This window comes from Xanthomarina sp. F2636L (genome assembly GCF_026410195.1).
Lineage (GTDB): Bacteria > Bacteroidota > Bacteroidia > Flavobacteriales > Flavobacteriaceae > Xanthomarina.
In genome coordinates this window covers 118,477-138,105 of sequence record NZ_JAPMLM010000068.1, presented here as the reverse complement: position 1 = coordinate 138,105, position 19,629 = coordinate 118,477, and the positions used below count along the sequence as shown (strand labels likewise).

Annotated in this window: 21 protein-coding genes; 7 read left to right on the top strand and 14 right to left on the bottom strand. The window is 32.8% G+C overall.

Going from position 1 to position 19,629, the window contains the following annotated elements:
* The first annotated feature begins 44 nt into the window (after window positions 1-44).
* The 6 genes from OS191_RS08050 to OS191_RS08025 all read left to right on the top strand — a co-directional run bounded on the left by OS191_RS08050 (window position 45) and on the right by OS191_RS08025 (window position 5,807).
* Window positions 45-839 carry a BamP family beta-assembly machine protein gene (locus tag OS191_RS08050; RefSeq protein ID WP_267155189.1) on the top strand — a complete coding sequence of 265 codons (795 nt, stop codon included), beginning with the start codon at window positions 45-47 and terminating at the stop codon, window positions 837-839.
* Window positions 840-961: 122 nt separating this feature from the next.
* Window positions 962-1,747: a carboxypeptidase-like regulatory domain-containing protein gene (locus tag OS191_RS08045; protein ID WP_267155188.1), complete on the top strand. Its 786-nt coding sequence runs from the start codon at window positions 962-964 to the stop codon at window positions 1,745-1,747.
* A complete protein-coding gene (locus OS191_RS08040) occupies window positions 1,734-2,495 on the top strand; it encodes a hypothetical protein (protein ID WP_267155187.1) in 762 nt (253 codons plus the stop codon). The genes OS191_RS08045 and OS191_RS08040 overlap by 14 nt, the downstream gene beginning before the upstream one ends.
* A 61-nt stretch (window positions 2,496-2,556) precedes the next feature.
* Complete coding sequence (locus OS191_RS08035) at window positions 2,557-3,060, top strand: DUF6702 family protein (RefSeq protein ID WP_267155186.1); 504 nt, start codon at window positions 2,557-2,559, stop codon at window positions 3,058-3,060.
* A 63-nt stretch (window positions 3,061-3,123) separates the two neighbouring features.
* Window positions 3,124-5,430 (top strand): M1 family metallopeptidase, encoded by a 2,307-nt coding sequence (locus OS191_RS08030; protein ID WP_267155185.1) that lies wholly within the window; start codon window positions 3,124-3,126, stop codon window positions 5,428-5,430.
* 92 nt (window positions 5,431-5,522) lie between these two features.
* Complete coding sequence (locus OS191_RS08025) at window positions 5,523-5,807, top strand: Sec-independent protein translocase subunit TatA/TatB (protein ID WP_416236423.1); 285 nt, start codon at window positions 5,523-5,525, stop codon at window positions 5,805-5,807.
* Window positions 5,808-5,829: 22 nt separating this feature from the next.
* Here the strand turns inward: OS191_RS08025 and OS191_RS08020 are convergent, their stop codons facing one another.
* The 11 genes from OS191_RS08020 to OS191_RS07970 form a co-directional block, all read right to left on the bottom strand.
* Complete coding sequence (locus OS191_RS08020; RefSeq protein ID WP_267155183.1) at window positions 5,830-6,471, bottom strand: O-methyltransferase; 642 nt, start codon at window positions 6,469-6,471, stop codon at window positions 5,830-5,832.
* Window positions 6,472-6,555: 84 nt separating this feature from the next.
* Window positions 6,556-7,644 (bottom strand): amidohydrolase family protein, encoded by a 1,089-nt coding sequence (locus OS191_RS08015; protein ID WP_267155182.1) that lies wholly within the window; start codon window positions 7,642-7,644, stop codon window positions 6,556-6,558.
* Between the two features lie 123 nt (window positions 7,645-7,767).
* Window positions 7,768-8,304 (bottom strand): 3-hydroxyanthranilate 3,4-dioxygenase, encoded by a 537-nt coding sequence (locus tag OS191_RS08010; RefSeq protein WP_267155181.1) that lies wholly within the window; start codon window positions 8,302-8,304, stop codon window positions 7,768-7,770.
* Between the two features lie 34 nt (window positions 8,305-8,338).
* On the bottom strand, window positions 8,339-9,121 hold the full coding sequence (locus tag OS191_RS08005; RefSeq protein WP_267148348.1) for an SDR family oxidoreductase: 783 nt from the start codon (window positions 9,119-9,121) through the stop codon (window positions 8,339-8,341).
* 133 nt (window positions 9,122-9,254) lie between these two features.
* Window positions 9,255-10,694, bottom strand: coding sequence for an aldehyde dehydrogenase (locus tag OS191_RS08000; RefSeq protein WP_267155180.1), 1,440 nt, complete (start codon window positions 10,692-10,694; stop codon window positions 9,255-9,257).
* Window positions 10,695-10,755: 61 nt separating this feature from the next.
* Window positions 10,756-11,163: a RidA family protein gene (locus OS191_RS07995; RefSeq protein ID WP_267155179.1), complete on the bottom strand. Its 408-nt coding sequence runs from the start codon at window positions 11,161-11,163 to the stop codon at window positions 10,756-10,758.
* A gap of 2 nt (window positions 11,164-11,165) precedes the next feature.
* Window positions 11,166-12,581, bottom strand: a complete 1,416-nt coding sequence (locus OS191_RS07990; RefSeq protein ID WP_267155178.1) for an FAD-dependent oxidoreductase — start codon at window positions 12,579-12,581, stop codon at window positions 11,166-11,168.
* Window positions 12,574-13,134, bottom strand: coding sequence for a glycosyl-4,4'-diaponeurosporenoate acyltransferase CrtO family protein (locus OS191_RS07985; protein ID WP_267155177.1), 561 nt, complete (start codon window positions 13,132-13,134; stop codon window positions 12,574-12,576). The genes OS191_RS07990 and OS191_RS07985 overlap by 8 nt, the downstream gene beginning before the upstream one ends.
* Window positions 13,135-13,157: 23 nt before the next feature.
* Entirely contained in the window at window positions 13,158-14,423 is a 1,266-nt protein-coding gene (gene kynU, locus OS191_RS07980) for a kynureninase (RefSeq protein WP_267155176.1), read from the bottom strand.
* 232 nt (window positions 14,424-14,655) lie between these two features.
* Window positions 14,656-15,330: a hypothetical protein gene (locus OS191_RS07975; RefSeq protein WP_267155175.1), complete on the bottom strand. Its 675-nt coding sequence runs from the start codon at window positions 15,328-15,330 to the stop codon at window positions 14,656-14,658.
* Between the two features lie 4 nt (window positions 15,331-15,334).
* The gene (locus tag OS191_RS07970) at window positions 15,335-16,012 is read right to left on the bottom strand and encodes a TlpA family protein disulfide reductase (protein ID WP_267155174.1); all 678 of its coding nucleotides are present in this window, start codon (window positions 16,010-16,012) and stop codon (window positions 15,335-15,337) included.
* An 85-nt stretch (window positions 16,013-16,097) separates the two neighbouring features.
* Between OS191_RS07970 and OS191_RS07965 the strand changes: the two genes are divergently transcribed.
* On the top strand, window positions 16,098-16,898 hold the full coding sequence (locus OS191_RS07965) for a class I SAM-dependent methyltransferase (RefSeq protein WP_267155173.1): 801 nt from the start codon (window positions 16,098-16,100) through the stop codon (window positions 16,896-16,898).
* A gap of 20 nt (window positions 16,899-16,918) precedes the next feature.
* On the opposite strand, the gene msrA is transcribed toward OS191_RS07965, so the two are convergent.
* The 3 genes from msrA to OS191_RS07950 form a co-directional block, all read right to left on the bottom strand.
* Window positions 16,919-17,584, bottom strand: coding sequence for a peptide-methionine (S)-S-oxide reductase MsrA (gene msrA, locus OS191_RS07960; protein WP_267155172.1), 666 nt, complete (start codon window positions 17,582-17,584; stop codon window positions 16,919-16,921).
* Window positions 17,585-17,704: 120 nt separating this feature from the next.
* Entirely contained in the window at window positions 17,705-18,484 is a 780-nt protein-coding gene (locus OS191_RS07955; protein WP_267155171.1) for a zinc ribbon domain-containing protein, read from the bottom strand.
* A gap of 3 nt (window positions 18,485-18,487) precedes the next feature.
* A complete protein-coding gene (locus OS191_RS07950) occupies window positions 18,488-19,582 on the bottom strand; it encodes a Nif3-like dinuclear metal center hexameric protein (protein ID WP_267155170.1) in 1,095 nt (364 codons plus the stop codon).
* Window positions 19,583-19,629 lie beyond the last annotated feature (47 nt).

Here is a 19,629-nt window from a genome sequence, read left to right as displayed (position 1 = left end):
TTTGAGTTTGTATTTTTATTCACTAACCTTCAAAAAATGAAACTATGAAAAATATTTTGCCTTTAATCGTCTTCTTTATGAGCCTTTCCTTTGGAGTAGCTCAAAACAATAATAGGATAGAAATCTCCGGAAAAGTGATTGTGGACTCCAACGATGTGGAAGGTCTTACCGTTAATAATCTGACATCAAATATGATTGCAGTTACAGATCTAGATGGGAAATTTAATATCCGTGTTAAATTAAACGATAGAATTAATATTTCTGCCTTGCAACTTAATACCGTACTTGTTATTATTACCCAAGACATTCTTGACTCTAAAGAGTTGACAGTTTTTCTAGAAGAACATTTAACCCCTTTAGATGAGGTTGTTATTCTACCTTTTAATTTAACAGGCGATTTAGCATCCGATTTAAGTAAAGTAAGAAAGCATAATCCAAAGTTTGAATCTATTTATTTTGGAGATATTGATTTTGAAAAAAATCCAATGGCAGATATTTATTATCAGAAAGTTGAAAATACCATATTAAATCAAGACAAATTTTACAATGGAGTGGATTTTGTAAAAATCACCAATTGGTTAGTAAAACCATTATTTGTAACTAAAAAAACAAAAGAAAATGAAGAGTCTAATTATGATGCCTTGAGAGATACATACACCAAAGATTTTATAAGCTCAAGTTTTAATATTCCTGAAGACAAGGTAACAGAATTTATTGCTTTTGCTGAGGTTAATAATACTGATCCATCACTTTATGAAAACGGAAAAGACATTGAGTTAATACAGTATTTAGTTGATCAAAGTAAGTTGTATCTAGAATTGGAAGCGGCAAAAAATTAATTCTTAAAACCATATTAGATTTAGGTTAGTAATTGGTTTTTAGGTTTTAACATAAGTTTAGTTTGATGTTGTATTAATTTTAAGATTTGAAATGGTTTCTTTATCAAACTAAACTAACCAATTTGAAGTATCCCGTTTTTTCTATTTCTTTATTTCTTATAACTACAACCTTAAACGCACAGATTGTTGAAAGAATTGAAGTTTTCGGAAAACTTTCTGTAAGCAATGATATGGAAGGTGTAACCGTTTTTAACACTTCTTCCAATAAAGGAACAGTTACAGATTCTCAAGGTGAATTCACGATTAAAGTAGCTCTTAATGATGTACTTGAAATTTCAGCATTACAATATGAAGCTAAAACAGTTATTGTTAATCAAGACGTTTTATCTTCCAAGCAAATGCGCCTTTTTTTAGTGGACAAAGTCAATACTTTAAATGAAGTTGTTCTGTTACCTTCCAAGCTTTCTGGAAATTTATTGGTAGATATCGTAAATGCCAAGGTTGAAAGACAAATGGATATTAATTTTGGAGATTTAAGTCAAATAGAATTTCCAGAAGATGAATTTACAAAAGTTGATAATAAAATACTCAAGCAAAATCAACTTAAAAATGGTTTAAATATCGCTTCCGTGCTAGGACTCAATAAATTAATAAATAGACCCATAAAAAAACACACCATACCTGAAGAAGAAGTTAAACTCGAAGAGGTTTTGGCAACAAAATATCCATCAACATTTTATCAAATCAATTATAAAATTCCTGTTCATCAAGTTGAAATTTTCCTGCGTTTTCTTGTCTCTAACGGATTAACAAATAATCTTTTACAAGAAGATAAAGAGCTTATACTATTAGAATTTATTCAGAAACAGAGTTTAAAGTTTTTAACACAAGAGCATGAAAAAAAATAAGCTATTTCTGTTTTTGTTTTTGATAATTTGTTATCAAACCATATGTTCTCAAACAATTGAAATTACTGGAAAAGTAAGCACAACTTCAGATGTCGAAAATATTCACGTAATCAATAAAACAGCTCAAGTTTTTACAACTACAAATGTGTTTGGAAGTTTTAAGATTTCAGTAAAACTTAATGATACCTTACAATTTTCATCCATACAATATAAACTAAAAGAAGTTGTGGTAGATGCAAATATTCTTATCACAAAACAATTAGACGTTTACTTAGAAGAGCTTACTTATGCACTAGACGAAGTAGTAGTTGGCCGTATATTAACTGGAGATCTATTCAAGGATGTTGGCAATGTTCAGGGAAGTCCTGTTACTGCATTAAGTCTTGGTATTCCAAGTTATCAAGGCCCCTTAAAAACGCTGAGTGAAAGAAAGTTAAACGAAGCGACCTCTGGAGGACCTCTGTATCAACTGATAAATACCATTTCGGGAAGAACAAAAAAACTAAAAGAACATATACAATTAGAGCGAAAAGATGATTTACTAGATGACATTAGAAAAAGTACAGAAGCGCTTTTGTTTTCTACTGAAACTCTTCCAGAAACATCAAGAGCAGATTTTTTTTATTTCTGTTCGGAAGATGACAATTTTGTAAAGCGTTGTAAAGGAAAGAGTGATCTTGAAATATTAGAATATTTAAAAGAAAAACTTATTCAGTATAAATCCAATTTAAAAATAGAAACCAATTAATAGATTTAGGAATGATTTTTGAATTTTCAAAGTATTAAATTTGCTTAATCAATTCAACTTTATGTTTTTTATTAAAAAACCCTTACTTCTGATTTTATTGCCTTTGTTAGCATTTACAGCTATTCATAAATACTATGTTAGTGTGACACAAATTGAGTATGTAAAAGACAAACAATCAGTTCAAATAATTACTAGGATATTTATAGACGATTTTGAAGCCGTGCTAAGAAAACGTTACGATGAAAATGTGCTTTTAGGACCGCAATCCGAAACAGATGATGCTAATTTCTACATTGAAAGATATTTAAAAGGAAAAATGATTATTCTTATTAATGATGAAAAAAAGACGCTTAATTATATAGGAAAAGAGTACGATAAGGATATTGTAATATGTTATCTGGAGATAGAAGGAATTAAAGACATTAATACCTTTGAAATTGAAAACTCAGTTCTTTTTGATTTGTATGCAGAACAACAAAATATTATTAGAACTAAAATACATTCTAAAAATAAGAGCTTTATCTTGATAAAAGAAAATGATAAAGCTATGTTAAACTTTAAATAAAGTGAATTAAAATCTTAAAAATTCGTTAATTTCCACATCTATTTTTCTAACTAATTTATTCCAATGAAAACACTAAAGTATCTTATTCTTTCGGTTTTATTTGTATCTGTTAGCGCATTTTCGCAAGAGCAAGAGAAGCCAGACCGTAAACCAGGACACACAAACAACAATAAATTCAAGCAATTATACGACGAGTTTTCAACTCCAAACATGTTTCGTACAGCTTCTGGAGCTCCAGGTCCTTCTTATTATCAGCAGCAGGCAGATTATAAAATGGATATTGTTTTAGACGATAAAAATGCTAAAATTTCAGGGTTCGAAACCATTACTTATTCTAACAACTCTCCAGATCAATTAAAATACCTTTGGGTACAATTAGATCAAAATATGAGAGCACAAAATTCTCTTACACCTTTAATAGAGGGTAGTGGCTTTGCTCCAGCACAACAAGCGTCAACATTTGCTTCAACTTATATGACGGAAGGTTTTGATGGAGGCTTTAAAATTCAGGAAGTTAAAGAAACCAATGGAAAAGACTTACCATATATGATTAACCAAACCATGATGCGTGTAGAATTACCTGAAACTTTAAATCCAGGTGAAAAATTCTCATTCTCAATTAAATGGTGGTATAATATTAACAATCACCAAAAAGATCGTGGACGTTCTGGATACGAATTTTTCCCAGAAGATGGAAACAGAGCTTATGTTATTGCACAATTCTATCCTAGAATGGCAGTATATAACGATGTGGAAGGATGGCAAAACTCACAGTTTTGGGGACGTGATGAATTTGCACTTCCTTTTGGAAACTTTGAAGTAAATATTACGGTTCCTGCAGATCATATTCTAGATGCTACAGGAAAACTTACCAATAGAAAAGAAGTCTTTACTAAAGACATGATGAAACGTTATGAACAAGCTCAAAAATCTTACGATAAACCAGTTTTAATTGTAACTCAAGAAGAAGCTGAAGCTGCAGAAAAAGGTTTTTCAGAAAAAACAAAGACTTGGAAATTATATGCTGAGAATGTTCGTGATTTTGGTTTCGCAACATCAAGAAAATATATTTGGGATATGATGGCCGTTAAAATTGGCGACAAAGATGTGATGGCGGTTTCTATGTATCCCAAAGAAGGAAACCCGCTTTGGGAAGAATGGTCAACCTATGCCGTTGCTGCTACTTTAAAAACCTATTCAAGAATGACATTCGATTACCCATATCATAAAGCTATTTCTGTTCATGCTAAGCAACAAGGGATGGAGTACCCAATGATTTGCTGGAATTATGGACGTCCAGATGAAAATGGAAAATATAGCGACAGAACAAAATACGGAATGATTAGTGTAATTATTCATGAAGTTGGACATAATTATTTTCCTATGATTGTAAATAGTGATGAGCGCCAATGGACATGGATGGACGAAGGTTTAAACACCTTTTTGCAATATGTAGCTGAACAAGATTTTGGAGAATGGCATCCAACAGCACTATCTCCTGGACATGATAAATATCCTTCAAGTCGTGGACCAGCAGCTAATATTGTGCCTTATATGGGAGGTGATCAAGATTTTATTGCACCTATTATGACCAAAGGTTTAAATACCTATCAATTTGGAAATAATGCTTACGGAAAACCCGCAACAGCTTTAAATATTTTACGTGAAAGCGTTATGGGGCGTGAGTTATTTGATTATGCATTTAGAGAGTATTCGCATCGTTGGATGTTTAAACACCCAACTCCTGAGGATTTCTTTAGAACCATGGAAGACGCTTCTGCCTTCGATTTAGATTGGTATTGGAGAGGATGGTTTTACACTACGGATTATGTGGATATAGGAGTAAAAGATGTCAAAAAATACTTTGTGTCTTCAGAGCCTAATGAATATGCCAAGAATATGGCAAAACGATATGGTATGGAGTTATCAGATTTACCACCATTGGTATTTATGGTAGAAGAAGGAAGCGAAGAGTTTAACGAGGAATTGAAAAATGGTACCTTATTAGATAATTCTACTCCTTTAAAAGAATATGTTATGGACAACTTTACAGAAGCTGAACGTGAAAATATAAAAGCGCCTAAATATTTTTATAGCGTAACATTTGATAAGCCGGGAGGTTTGGTTATGCCAATTATTGTGGAATACACCTATGCTGATGGTACTTCTAAAACAGAACACTACCCAGCTCAAATTTGGAGATTAAATGATAAAGAAGTTAGCAAATCCGTTGCTTCAGACAAGGAGATTGTAAAAATTACTGTCGATCCTAATCTTGAAACTGCAGATGTAGATACGTCTAATAACTCATGGCCAAAAGAAGTTTCGCAAAGCGATTTCGATAAGTTTAAAGAGAATGCGAAAGATTAAATAGCATAAAAAGTTAAATATTTAAAAGCCGACCATAAAAATGAGTCGGCTTTTTTTATTCGTATGTATCAACTTACTATATTTGCATTGTGATACAAGCAAGCATTTTTTTATTTATAGGAACAACCGAAATCATGTTCATACTATTTATAGTAGTCATGGTTTTTGGTGCCGATAAAATTCCTGAAATCGCTAGAGGATTAGGAAAAGGTATGCGTATGCTTAAAGACGCTTCTAGCGATATAAAAACTGAAATCACCAAGAGTGCCGAAAAAAATGGTATTGATACCAGCATCACCAAAGATGTCCAAGAGGAACTCAACAAAGTAAAAGACGAGCTAGAGGATTTTACGGGTTCTGTAAGGCGTAAAATGTAAAATTTCTCCCTTATTGAATTTATTACTTCTTTCTGCTAATAGTCAAACCATCTCTAATAGGAAGCATCAGACTTTCTATTCTTTCATCATTTTTTAATAAGTCATTATATTCTAGAACAGCTTGGGTTGAAATATCTTTGGGATCTAGTTTTTCAATCACTTTCCCGTGCCAAAGCACATTATCTGATATCATGATGCCGCCAGGATTTAACTTGTCTATAATGGCGTGAAAATAATTGGAGTAGTTAGGTTTATCAGCATCAATAAAAACCAAATCGAAGGTTTTGTTTAAGGTTGGAATAACATCTAAAGCATTTCCTAAATGTTGATGAATTTGTTTTCCAAAGTTAGATTTGTCAAAATATTTACGTTGAAAATCTACTAATTCTTCATTTATATCTATGGTGTGAATTTCTCCTGAAGCTTGTAAGCCTTCAGCTAAACATAAAGTGGCATAACCAGTAAAAGTGCCTAACTCTAGAATAGTTTTTGGTCTAATTAATTTTGAAATCATACTTAAAACACGGCCTTGATAAGGGCCACTAAGCATAATAGGTTGTAATATTTTTTGATAGGTTTCACGGGTCAGTTGCTGTAATAATTCTGGTTCTGTTTCAGAATGAGCAACTACATATTCGTCTATTTTCTCTGGTAGGAAGTGCATGTGCTAATTTAATTGAATGTTATATTGAGCTTGTCGAAGCACCTTTTTTTATAGATTCTTCACTATGTTCACAATGACATTCGTTTATCCTAAAATTCTATTTACTAATTTATCTTTAGCGGCTTGATCATCTCCACATAACCATTGTATGACGTTGTCTTGCCAAATAGCATCCCGTTCAACCTCTTTGATGATTTTCCGCTCTACAGCTAAATCTAAAATTTTCCCAGGATAAGAAGATTGTTTTGAGCTTTCCATTTCTCCTAAAGGATACGGGTCGTCTAATCCCATTAATACTTGTTTTGAACCTTGATTTCTAATTAATAACTCTAAACCACCTGTGTCGTGAACCAAAGTATCAAAAAAGATATTTTTATGTCCTACTGCTTTTCTTGGATGACTTTTACCTTCAAATAAATCGGGCCTCCCATCAAAACCTTGAATACGCCTTCCTAAGTTAATTTGCGCTAATTGTCCACCATGAGCAAAACAAGTTCGCATATTAGGATATTTATCTTGATAACCGTTTAGTGTTAAAAAGTGATAGGCATCTGCACATTGTGCCAACATCCATATCAAGTGAAAACGCCAAGAGATATTTTCTAATTTGATGAATTTCTCTCCATCGTAAGGATGGATTTCAACTGCTAGGTTGTATTTGTTTGCCATTTCAAAAATAGGCTCATTTTCTTCATCAAAAATGCAACGCCACGTTCCAATAGTATCCATATAGTGCGTAGGTAAACAAAGAAGTTGCATGCCTAACTCTTCAACACAACGTTCAATTTCCCAACAAGCACCACGAACAAAACCAGGATGAACTACAAAACCACAAGTAAATTTACTAGGGTTTTCACGTTGCACTTTCGCATTAAAATCGTTTTGAAATCGTAAGGCCTGTTTCATTTCTTCCACACGCAAGCCATTTCCATATAATTGAGATAAGTTTAAAACAACAGCATGATCAATTTTAAAGCGTTCCATCCAAGCAAGCTTATCATCTAAAAAGAAACTAGAGTCCGTTACAGGGCGGCTCCAATCCTTTTGAAGCATGAATTTTCTATCTTTATCAACCCAAAAAATGCCTTTGTCTTTCATAAACTGAGGAATTTCCTCAGGATAAGGAAGGAGGTGAGAATGTCCGTTTATTCTTAATTTACGATTTTCTTTCATATGTCATGCTGAGCCTGTCGAAGCATCTCATTTTTAATTTGTTTTTTTGTCATGTATTACTAGTCGAATTGTCTTTTTAGATTCTTTAACTCCAACATTAGTCGGAATGTTTTGAATAACAATCTAATCTTCTAATTGAACTTTCTTAGGAGGTTGCATTACTTCGCCACAATTTGGACAACTGCGTTTGTCTTTATCTCCATAATATTTATCGAAAATCTTCGGCATGTCTGTTTCAATGTTTTCAACCGTAAAATCTTCTTCATACAGTTTGGTTGTGCAATTTTCACAGAACCAAAGCAATGCATCTTGAACGCCTTTTTCTCTAGGGTACTCTATAACCAACCCAACAGTGTTAGCGCCTCTTTGTGGAGAATGTGGCACTTTAGGTGGTAACAAAAAAATGTCTCCCTCTTTAATATGAATGTCTTTTGGTTGGCCTTCGTCTATGACTTTTAACACCATATCTCCTTCTATTTGATAGAAGAATTCAGGGGTTTCGTTATAGTGATAATCTTTTCTGCTATTTGGGCCTCCAACAACCATGACTATAAAATCGCCATCTTTCCAAACAACTTTATTACCAACAGGTGGTTTTAAAAGATGTCTGTTTTCTTCAATCCAAGCTTTGAAATTTAAAGGAGATACGAGTTTGCTCATGATTTTATATTGTTAATTTAATAATTATATAAAGTTACAAAGATTTTGTTCTTCCACCATCAACAGGCAGGTTAATTCCGTTAATATAGCTCGCACATTCGCTAGCTAAAAAGGTAACGGCATATGCTAATTCTTCTGGTTTGGCGAATCGTTTTGCTGGCACGGCTTGTTTCATGGCATTGGCAGCTTCTTCTTCCGAATTGCCTGCTTTAGCCGATTTATTCTTAATAATTTCTGATAAACGCTCTGTACCAGTTGCACCCGGAAGGACGTTATTTACCGTAATCCCGAAAGAACCAAGCTCGTTGGCCAGGGTTTTACTCCAATTGGCAACCGCACCACGAATGGTATTACTTACTCCTAATCCATCTAGAGGTTGTTTTACAGATGTTGAAATAATACTAATAATCCGACCATATTCAGCTTCTTTCATAAAAGGAACAACGGCTTGAGCCAATACATGATTGCATTTTAAATGCTGTGTAAAGGCATTTTCAAACTCGCTTAAGTCGGCAGAAAATACGGGTCCTCCTTTTGGGCCTCCCGTATTGTTTACCAAAATATGGAAGCCGTGATTTTTAGCAATATATTCAGTTACTTTTGTTTTTAATTGTACGGGATTAGAAAAATCTGCTACTATATAATCGTGATTTTCAGGATGAGGTAAACCAGCTAAAACCGCTTTTAACTTTTCTTCGTTTCTAGCTATTAAAGTAACTTTTACTCCTTCAGAAGCTAAAGATATAGCTGTTGCTTTTCCTATTCCTGCTGTGCTACCACAGACTAATGCGTATTTGTTATTTAAATTTAAATTCATAATATTTCCTGCAAAAGCAGGAGTCTGTTTTATGAGGTTTTGAAACTAGTTCAAAATGACCTAGGATTAATATTTCGTTTCAATTTATAAGATTAGCTAAGCTGAATCTTGTATTTCCTGCGAAAGCAGGAGTTTAATATTTTATACATACATTTTTTGCTTCTGTAAAAAAGCGCAGAGCTTCAAAACCACCTTCACGACCAACACCTGATGCTTTTACGCCTCCAAAAGGGGTTCGTAAATCGCGCATCATCCAAGTATTTACCCAAACAATTCCTGCTTGTAACTGGTTGCTCATGCGCATAGTGCGTTTTAAATTGTTGGTCCATAAAGTGGCCGATAAACCGTATTTTACTTTGTTAGCCATTTGAAGGACTTCATCTTCGCGAGTAAAGGACATAATTGTAACTACCGGTCCAAAAATTTCTTCTTGGTTTACTCGGCATTCATCATTTGGAACTTCTATTATTGTTGGTTCTAAATAGTACCCGTTTTCAAATCCTTCTATAGTTACTGTATTGCCGCCACAAAGAATGTTTCCGTTTTCTTGTTTTGCAATTTTAATATATTCCATCACTTTTTCAAGATGAGGTTTTGATACCAATGCACCAATATTTGATGATGCCTCCGATGGATGACCTACTTTGAGCGCTTTTATTCTTTTTACAAAATCTGCTTTGAATGTCTCATAGATAGATGCCTCTACATAAATGCGACTTCCACATAAACAAATCTGACCTTGATTGGCAAATGAAGAACGCACCGTTGTTTCTAACATCTCGTCGTAATCGCAATCTGCAAAAATGATATTTGGGTTTTTACCACCTAATTCCAACGATAGTTTTTTAAACATGGGAGCAGCTATTTTGGCAATATGTGCTCCAGTTGTCGTTCCTCCGGTAAAGGAAATGGCTTTAATATCTTCATGTTCAATAATGGCCTGACCAGTTGAGCCACCAAGACCATGAACAATATTTAAAACTCCTTTTGGTAAACCAGCTTCGTTACAAATTTCACCTAATAAGTAGGCTGTCATTGGTGTTACTTCACTAGGTTTGGCAACGACACAATTTCCAGCTACAATGGCTGGTGCTATTTTCCAGGTAAAAAGATAGAGTGGTAGATTCCATGGTGAAATACATCCAACAACTCCAATAGGTTGGCGTAAGGTATAATTTATGGCATCTTGTCCAACACTTTCGTGACTTTCGCTAGAGAATTGGGTAATAGCATTTCCAAAAAAACGAAAATTACTTGCTGCTCGTGGAATATCGACTGCTTTTGCTAGACTAACCGGTTTGCCATTGTCTTTACTTTCAGCTTCAGCAAAACGTTTCAGATTTGTTTCTAATAATTCTGAAATTTTAATTAGAATTCTACTTCGTTCTTCTAAAGTAGTTTGAGACCAACCGGGAAAAGCTGATTTTGCAGCGATATAGGCGTTTTCTACATCTTCTTTTGAAGAATTTGGAATTTGTCCATAAACTTCACCATTGGACGGGTTGTAGTTGTCTATCCAATTGTTAAGAATTGGATTATGGAAATTTCCGTTTATGTAGTTTTGTATGTTCATGTTATTAACCGATATAAGATAAAAGAATATTAACGTATTGAATTCTTTTAGTTTTTATACTTTATTGCTGCTTCTTATAGGCCATGACCTTAATTTCCACCACCAAATCTGGATGTGGTAATTGATGAACTGCAACTGTTGTTCTGGTTGGTCCTGATTCTTTATCAAAAAACTCGGCATAAGCTTTATTGTAACCCGCAAAGTCATTCATGTTTACTAAAAATGAGGTAACGTCTACAACGTCCTTTAAGCTTGCTCCAACTTTTCTGAGATTGGAATCAATGTTTTTTAAAACCTCTCGAGTTTGCACTTCCGCATTAAGACGCTTGGTTCCCATGTCGTCAATTATATCAACTCCAGCTATGGTATTGTCTGCTCTTCTAGAACTAGTTCCAGAAACAAAGATAAATTCACCTACTTGTTTTATATGTGGGTAGGCTCCTCTTGGGGTTACAATTTTCTCACTCATAATTATTGTTTTAATCCTGCAATTTTATCGTCTTCTAAAACGTCTTTTGTTGCTGTTTTTACTTTTTCTAATGTCATTTTTAATTCTTCCTGTGTAAGATTGTGAACAGTCGGTATGTGTCCATCTGCTAACATGTTTAAAATGGCTTTGTCTTGTGCACGACCTATTAACATAGCATCTCTATAGCTTATGTTTTCATTAAAAGTTACTAAAGAATATTTTGACGAGTATTCGTTTGGAAATTGCTTTTCAAAAGCCATTTCTAAAGTGCGTTTTTCTCTAAAATTAGCATGATTGACATGTCCTTTCATTTCGTAAAAGTTATCAATTGCTAGATCGGCAATAGCATCTGTATCTTTTTTACGAGAATTTTCATAAACTTTGAAAATGGTTTCCCAATCTTCGTGATTTTCATCTAGAACTTTATCAAATTCCACAACATCTTCAAAGGAAGCATTCATTCCTTGTCCGTAGAAAGGTACAATGGCATGGGCAGCATCTCCCATTAAAAGTGTATTTCCTTTATAATGCCAAGGAGAACATTTTACAGTTCCGAGAGGGGAAGTCGGGTTTTCGAAAAAATCGTCAACCAGATTAGGCATCAAGTCTAAAGCGTCTTTAAAGTATTTATTGAAAAATTCTAAAACACGTTCTTTAGTTGTAAGGTTATTGAAATTGTATTCGCCTTCATCAAAACTTAAAAATAAAGTAACTGTAAAACTACCGTCTAAATTAGGTAAAGCAATTAGCATAAAGGCTTCTCGACCCCATATATGCAGGGCATTTTTATAAGTTTTAAAGCCATCATTTTCAGCAGGAAGAAAACAGAGTTCTTTGTAGCCATGAGATAACCAGTCTTGCGAAAAGCTAAATAAGAATTTCTTTCCTAAATAATAACTTTGTCTCATAGCAGAACCAGCACCATCTGTAGCGATAATAATATCGGCATCCTCTACAAATTGCTTGCTTGTTTCAGTGTCCATAAATAAAGCTGTGGTGTTTTCGAAATCGACCGATTCGCACTTTCTATTAAAATGAATGACCACATTATCATGTTTTTCAGCTTCATCTAAAAGCAACCCATTTAATAAACCACGAGAAATTGAATTGATATATTCGTGTTCTCGACCACTATAAGGCGCTAAAGTAGTATTACCTTCTAAATCGTGTAGCATTCGTCCATTCATAGGAATGCATAAGGGTTTTACCTTCTCTTTAATCCCAACTAACTCCATAGCTTTTATACCTCGATCTGAAAGTGCTAGATTAATAGAGCGACCAACACTAATATCTACTTTACGTAAATCTGGACGCATCTCCATTAGGGTTACGTTGTACCCTCTTTGGCCTAAACGTAAAGCTAGTAGACTTCCGCAAAGTCCGGCTCCTATAATTAGTATGTTCTGTTGTTTATGCATGTATTCTTTTTCTTAATATTTGTATTCTTATTCTGTGGTGTCTTTGCAAAATAATTGGATATAAATTCCCTAAGATGTTTATTAATAACGTGATAATAGCTAATTTAATTAAGCCTAAAATAACAAAATAAATACAGACGACTATTATAATTATAAAGGGAATTAAATGTCCAAACTCAGATTTTCTGGATTGAATATCTAATGTAGAAATGCCTTCCAAGGTTCCATCAAAATATTTTTTTCTCTGATTTTTGTTACGCCAAAAAGTTGCTAATAAAAAATTTCTAAAATAATCTACTTTCAAAAAAGTATATACTCTCTTTAATTTTTTGGAATTAGTAACTTTATAGTAAGAGGGTGTGATTAATTTTTGTGTTGGTAAGGCAAAGCCTAAAAAAGCAAAAACACCTGTTATAAATAAATTAATTAAAAAAGCTATAAGTCCAATAAACCACCAGGTATTTAATTCTATTTGATTTATAAGAGATAATAATTTAAATGACTGCCAAAATAAAAAAAGCGATACTAGAATCAAGATGATTTTTTTAATCATTGTTTTTATTTTAAGCTTAAAATTTACAATAATGTTTTAAGAGTTTCTGTCATTCTAAACACATCTTCAAAGCTGTTGTATAAAGGAACAGGTGCGCAACGTATCACATCTGGCTCTCTCCAATCTGTAATAATATGAGCATCTGTTAGTTTTTTATGTAAGTTTTTATCGGCATCTTTTACTTGAATGGAAAGCTGACAACCTCTTTCTTTTGGATTAGAAGGTGTAATGATTTTTATCTTGTCATTATTCATTTCGTTTAATAGAAACTCGAAATACCCAGTTAGTTTTTCAGATTTTTTACGAAGAGCATCCATTCCAACTTCATTAAACATATCTAAAGACGCTTTAATAGCTGCCATGGATAAGATAGGAGGATTACTAAGCTGCCAGCCTTCTGCTCCAGGAATAACATCTAGAGGTTGACGCATATTAAAACGAGTAGATTTATTATGGCTCCACCACCCAGCAAAACGTTTTAGTTTTTTATTATGCGCATGTTTTTCGTGCACAAATAAACCTCCTAGACTTCCAGGTCCGGAATTTAAATATTTGTATGTACACCAAGCTGCAAAATCCACTCCTGAAGCATGAAGTTCTGGGTTGATATTACCTGCTCCATGAGCTAAATCTATTCCAACCATACAATTTTTGGCATGGCCTAGTTTGGCAATTTTCTTAATGTCTAAATATTGTCCCGTGTAATAATTAACTCCTCCAATAAGTAATAATGCAATTTCATCTCCTTGTTCTTCTAGAATGGTTTCTAAATCTTCCATGTTTAGAAGTTCTTCCCCTTTTCTGGGTTTCCATTCTATCAATCCTTCTTTAGTATCAAAACCATGAAAGTCCAATTGTGTTTGTACAGCATATCTGTCTGACGGGAAGGCATCACTTTCAATAACAATTTTGTATTTTGTTTTTGTTGGTTGATAAAAGGATACCATTAACAAATGTAAATTGGTTGTTAGGGTATTCATAGTAACCACTTCTATGGGTTTTGCACCAACAATTTTTGCCATAGATTCAGTTAAGAATTCGTGGTATGGCATCCAAGGATTTTTAGCCTCAAAATGTCCTTCTACACCAAAATTTGCCCAATCATTTAATTCTTGTTGAATGTATTTTTGAGTGCTTTTTGGTTGTAACCCTAAAGAATTTCCTGTAAAGTATAGCCAATTGTTTCCGGCTTTATCTTTTGGAATATGAAATTGCTCTCTATAATGAGATAATTCGTCGTTTTGATCTTGTTCTTTTGCATATTCAAGACCTAATTTGTAGTTGGACAAGGTGTGTGGTTTTTCGGTTTCCAACAAAAATAAGAATTATAATTTTAGAAATGAAGGATTAGATAATGACAGTTAAATTAAATATATCCAAGAAATTGATTGTTTTTAGAGCTAAAAAGCAACAAAAAAAAGCGCTTCAACTTTTATAGATGAAGCGCTTTGAATATATATAGACGCCTATAGCGGGATATTTACACTATATATACGTTATAATGGATAGTTTTAGATGTTTCTATTCTAATTTTATTGAAATATTTGTAAAATACAACTCCCAGTAATCGTCTGCTTTTTTATGGTTTAGAGAAATTGTTATATCGTTGAAATTTTTATTGTTTTCCCATGTCGTTATCATGGTTGGAACTTTGGCATTTTCTTTTCTATAAACCCATTCTTCAATGATATAATCGGTGTTGTAATAAAAATCGTAAGCGTCTCCAGGTGTGTATCCACCTTCATTAGAATATGTAAGTGTTATTTTGTTGAGAATTTTCTTGCTTATTGGACTCATTTCTTCCGTTGGGTTAGAAATGGTTGTTCCTTCGTCCCAAAGCAAATTAAATGGAGCTAGCAGCCAATATTTGTCATTTATAAAAGCTTTGTCTGAATTTATATTGGTACTATCTAATTGAATCCTGTTGTATTGTATAGTGTCGTTATTCGAAATTAATGTAACTAGGTTTGCCTTTGGATTCCAAATCCAAGAGCGTTCAAAATGTGTGCTGTCTCTATCTACATTAAAGGTAAAAGCAATCTCTTTTACTTTATTCCAATGGTCTATGCCATAAGCATGAGCTATTTTCTCGACAGGTGAAAGCGTTATTTCTTTTTTTGAAATAGTTTCTTTTTTATCGGATTTACAAGCTGAAAAAAGTAAAAAGATGATAATAATTAAGTTTAGGTTTTTCATAATCTTAATGAGCTAATAAGTTGAAAATCTCTCTTGTTTCTTCTTTAATAGGTGTAGTTGTGTCTTTAGTATTTGGGAATTTAGGAAAAAAATAAGACAAATTACCATTTTCATCCAAAAGCATATATTGAGGTGTTTGGTGACCAAAGAAATTTAGTTTCAACCAAATATGACTGTCTTTTAAAATTGGAAATTCTATTTTATTGTAACTTGATTTTTTGACAGAATCATCAGTTAGAAAAGCAACCACATGATACTTGTCGTTTTTATTTAAAGCATTAAGTAGTTTTATTGTTTTATTAGTTGGAAGAAATTTTGGATGAATAAAGAAGACAACTGTTTGCTTCCCTAAAAACCGAGATTTAGCATACCAGTTGTTATTCAAGTCTTGAAATTTAAAATCAGGAAAAGGTTTGTTTAATAATAAAAAATAATCTTTTGAAGCTCTTGTTTCATTTTTATAAATGCCAATTTGAATATTCTTTATAATGGAATCGTTTCTTGTAATTTCTTCTATAATTACAAAATTCGTGTATTTAGGAGCGTTTTCTTGCTTTATAATTTCTAAATCTGAATAAAATTTTTCTTTAGTCATAAGTTTATCACCAACTTTATAAAAACTTTGTGAAAATGAAATAGTAACAATAAATAGTAGATTAACCAGGAGCAGTAGTTTTTTCATGTATTTAAGTTTTTTGGATTGATATAGATAAGGCACTAATATATTAATAAATATATAATACCTTCGTTTTTTAAAATTCCCAATAATGAGTAAATACGAACCTTATTTTAATACCAACAAAACTACTTGGAATGAAAAAGTGAAGATTCACTCTAAAAGCGATATGTATCAACTCGAAGCTTTTAAGGAAGGAAAAACATCATTAATGCCTTATGAATTAAAAGCTTTGGGAGATATTTCTGGGAAATCGCTTTTGCATTTACAATGCCACTTTGGGCAAGATACGTTAAGTTGGAGTAGGTTAGGAGCTACTTGTGTTGGAGTTGATTTAAGCGATGAAGGTATTGCTCTCGCAAAACAATTAAATGAAGAACTCAAACTTGATGCGCAATTTGTGTGCTGTAATGTATTAGATACCTCTAAGCATATTAAAGAGACATTCGATATCGTCTTTACCAGCTATGGTGTGATTGGATGGTTGCCAGATTTAAAACCTTGGGGAAAAATGATTGCTGAAAGATTGAAAAAAGGTGGTGCATTTTATATGGTTGAATTTCATCCAATTGTGTGGATGTTCGATTATTTAGAGGAAAAACCTACTATGAAATATGGTTATATGCAGGATGAGGTAATTTATGAAGAATACGAAGGGACTTACGCCAATACAGAATCTAAAATGATTAGCAAAGAATATGGATGGAATCATGGCTTGAGCGAGGTTATTAATGCCTTAACAGAAGCCGGTTTGCATATTGACTACCTAAATGAATATGATGAAAGTCCATATAACGTCTTGCCAAATTTAATTGAAAATGAATCAGGAATGTTTGTAACAAAAGATAAACTCTATCCTTTGATTTTTGAGATTAAAGCGACTAAAAAATAAACCTTTTAGGTTTTGAAACCTTATTTATTTTCTTTTAATAATTCAGGAAACTTAGCTTTAAACTTGTTTAATCTTGGAATGGACACATTCTGAACATATGAGTTTCCTGGGTTCAGTTTCTCATAGTTTTGATGATAATCTTCTGCCATCCAAAATTTCGTAAAAGGATATACTTCAGCAGCTATTGTGGCATCTAATTTTTTAGATAAAGCTTCTTTTTTAGTATTTATAATTTTTTGTTGCTCCTTGTTTTGATAAAAGATAATAGAACGATATTGAGACCCTTTATCTGGGCCTTGACCATTTACCTGGGTTGGATTTTGAGACCCAAAATATACATCCACCAAAGTAGAAAAACTCACTTTTTCGGGATTGTAAATCACTTCAACAGCTTCGGCATGTCCTGTACGTCCCGTATTGCTTGATGCGTATGTTGGGTTTTTTGTATGTCCTCCAGCATAACCAGAAATCACTTCTTCAACACCATTTACACTTTCGTAAATAGCTTCCACACACCAAAAGCAACCACTGGCAAAGTAAGCTTTAGCTAGTCCGTTTTGTATTGGAACTTCAATAGGTTTTGCGTTAATAACAGCCTGTTGCTCTTGGTTTTCTTGTGCCATATTATTACAGCTAAAAAACAACACGATAATACAAGTAGATAATAAATTTTTTAGGTTTGGCATATTTCTTTTTTCAAGTTGGTCGTAAAAAACCTGAAAACCTTAAGAGAAATTATTAATAATTTTTAAATAAAAAAAAAGCCTTCATGTTTATGAAGGCTTTAAATATAATATTTAAATGGATTATAGTTTAGAAAACATTTTTTCCATTTTTTCTTTTTCTTCTTCAGCTAAAGCTGCATCTACAAGAATACGTCCACTATGCTCATCAGTAATAATTTTTTTACGAGAAGCAATTTCCATTTGCACTTGTGGTGGGATAGTAAAGAAAGAACCACCAGATGCACCTCTTTCAATGGGAACAACAGCAAGTCCGTTTTTTACATTAGTTCTAATTCTAGTGTAAGCTTTTACTAAACGCTCTTCAATAGTTGTTTTATATTCGTCAGATTTTTTAATTAAAGCAGCTTCTTCTTTTTCAGTTTCAGCTAAAATAGCATCCAACTCACTTTTTTTGTGCTTTAAGTGCGATTGACGACCTTTTAAACGGTCTTTAGTTTCAGCTATAACTACTTTTTTCTGCTCGATTTGAACTTTAAATTCTTTAATGTGCTTATCAGCAAGTTGAATTTCTAAATCTTGGAATTCAATCTCTTTAGTAATAGAGTTGTATTCTCTGTTATTTCTAACATTTTTTTGTTGCTCGCTGTATTTTTTAATTAACGATTTAGATTCTTCAATTAGATTCTTTTTATCGCTAATTTGATTGTTTATAGACTCTAAACTAGATTCAAGTTTTTCTAATCTGGTGTTTAGTCCAGCAACTTCATCTTCTAAATCACGAACTTCTAAAGGAAGTTCTCCACGAACATTTCTAATTTCATCGATACGAGAATCGATAAGTTGTAAGTCGTATAAATCTCTTAAACGCTCTTCTACAGTTGCTTCTTTCTTTTTTGCCATAGTTTAAAAATACTTAACAGGATTAGTGTTTGTCTTTGATAAAACGATTGCAAAATTAGTAATTTTTTCTGTAAGATATGCAACTAAAAGGTTTTTTGTGAATTGTTCACTTTCAAAATGACCAATATCTGCCAAAATAAGCTGATTTTCAGCTGAAAAAAAGTCGTGATACTTTAAATCTGCTGTCACAAAAATGTCTGCTTGAGCTGCTTTTGCTGCTCCAATTGCAAAACTTCCTGAGCCTCCTAATACAGCTACCTTTTTTATGTTTTTTTGAAGTAATTTAGAATGTCTGATTTGTCCAGTTTTCATAGTGCTTTTTAGAAGTTTTAAGAAATCTGTTTCAGACATAGCGTTTTCTAGCTCTCCAATCATTCCCATACCAATATCTTGATTTTTATTTTCAAGCGTTATTATCTCATAAGCTACTTCTTCATAAGAATGGGTTTTAAAAAGTGCTTTTAAAATTTTAGATTCTAAATGTCTTTGGAAGGTTACAGAAATTTGGGTTTCAGCTTCCTGATGTGTTTCCCCCTTTATACCTATAGTTGGATTGGAGTTTTCGTTTCCTCTGTATGTACCAATTCCTTCTGTATTAAAACTACAATGGTTGTAATTCCCTATACTTCCAGCTCCAGCATTAAATAAGGCATTCCTAAGAGTTTCTGCTTCATTCTTTGGAACAAATGTGATGAGTTTTTTTATGGTTTGAGCTTGTGGTATTAATATGTTTCGATTTATTAGACCTAATTTTTCACAAATCATATTATTTACACCTAAAATGGAATTGTCTAAGGCTGTATGCATGGCATAAATAGCAATGTCATTTTTTATGGCTTTCATTACTACGCGTTCCACATAGTTTTTTCCATTTAATTTTTTCAGGCCTTTAAAAATAATGGGATGAAAACTAACAATTAGGTTACAGTTTGTATCAATGGCCTCATCAACCACAGTTTCCAATGTGTCTAGGGTTACCAAAACACCAGTTAATTTGCTATTTTTATTGCCAACAAGCAGACCAACATTGTCAAAGTCTTCAGCATAAGCTAAAGGTGAAAGAGCTTCAATATGATTTATGACATCTTGAACTATCATAATTTTATGTTATTAAGTTTCAAACAAAGATAAAATTTTTAATTTCG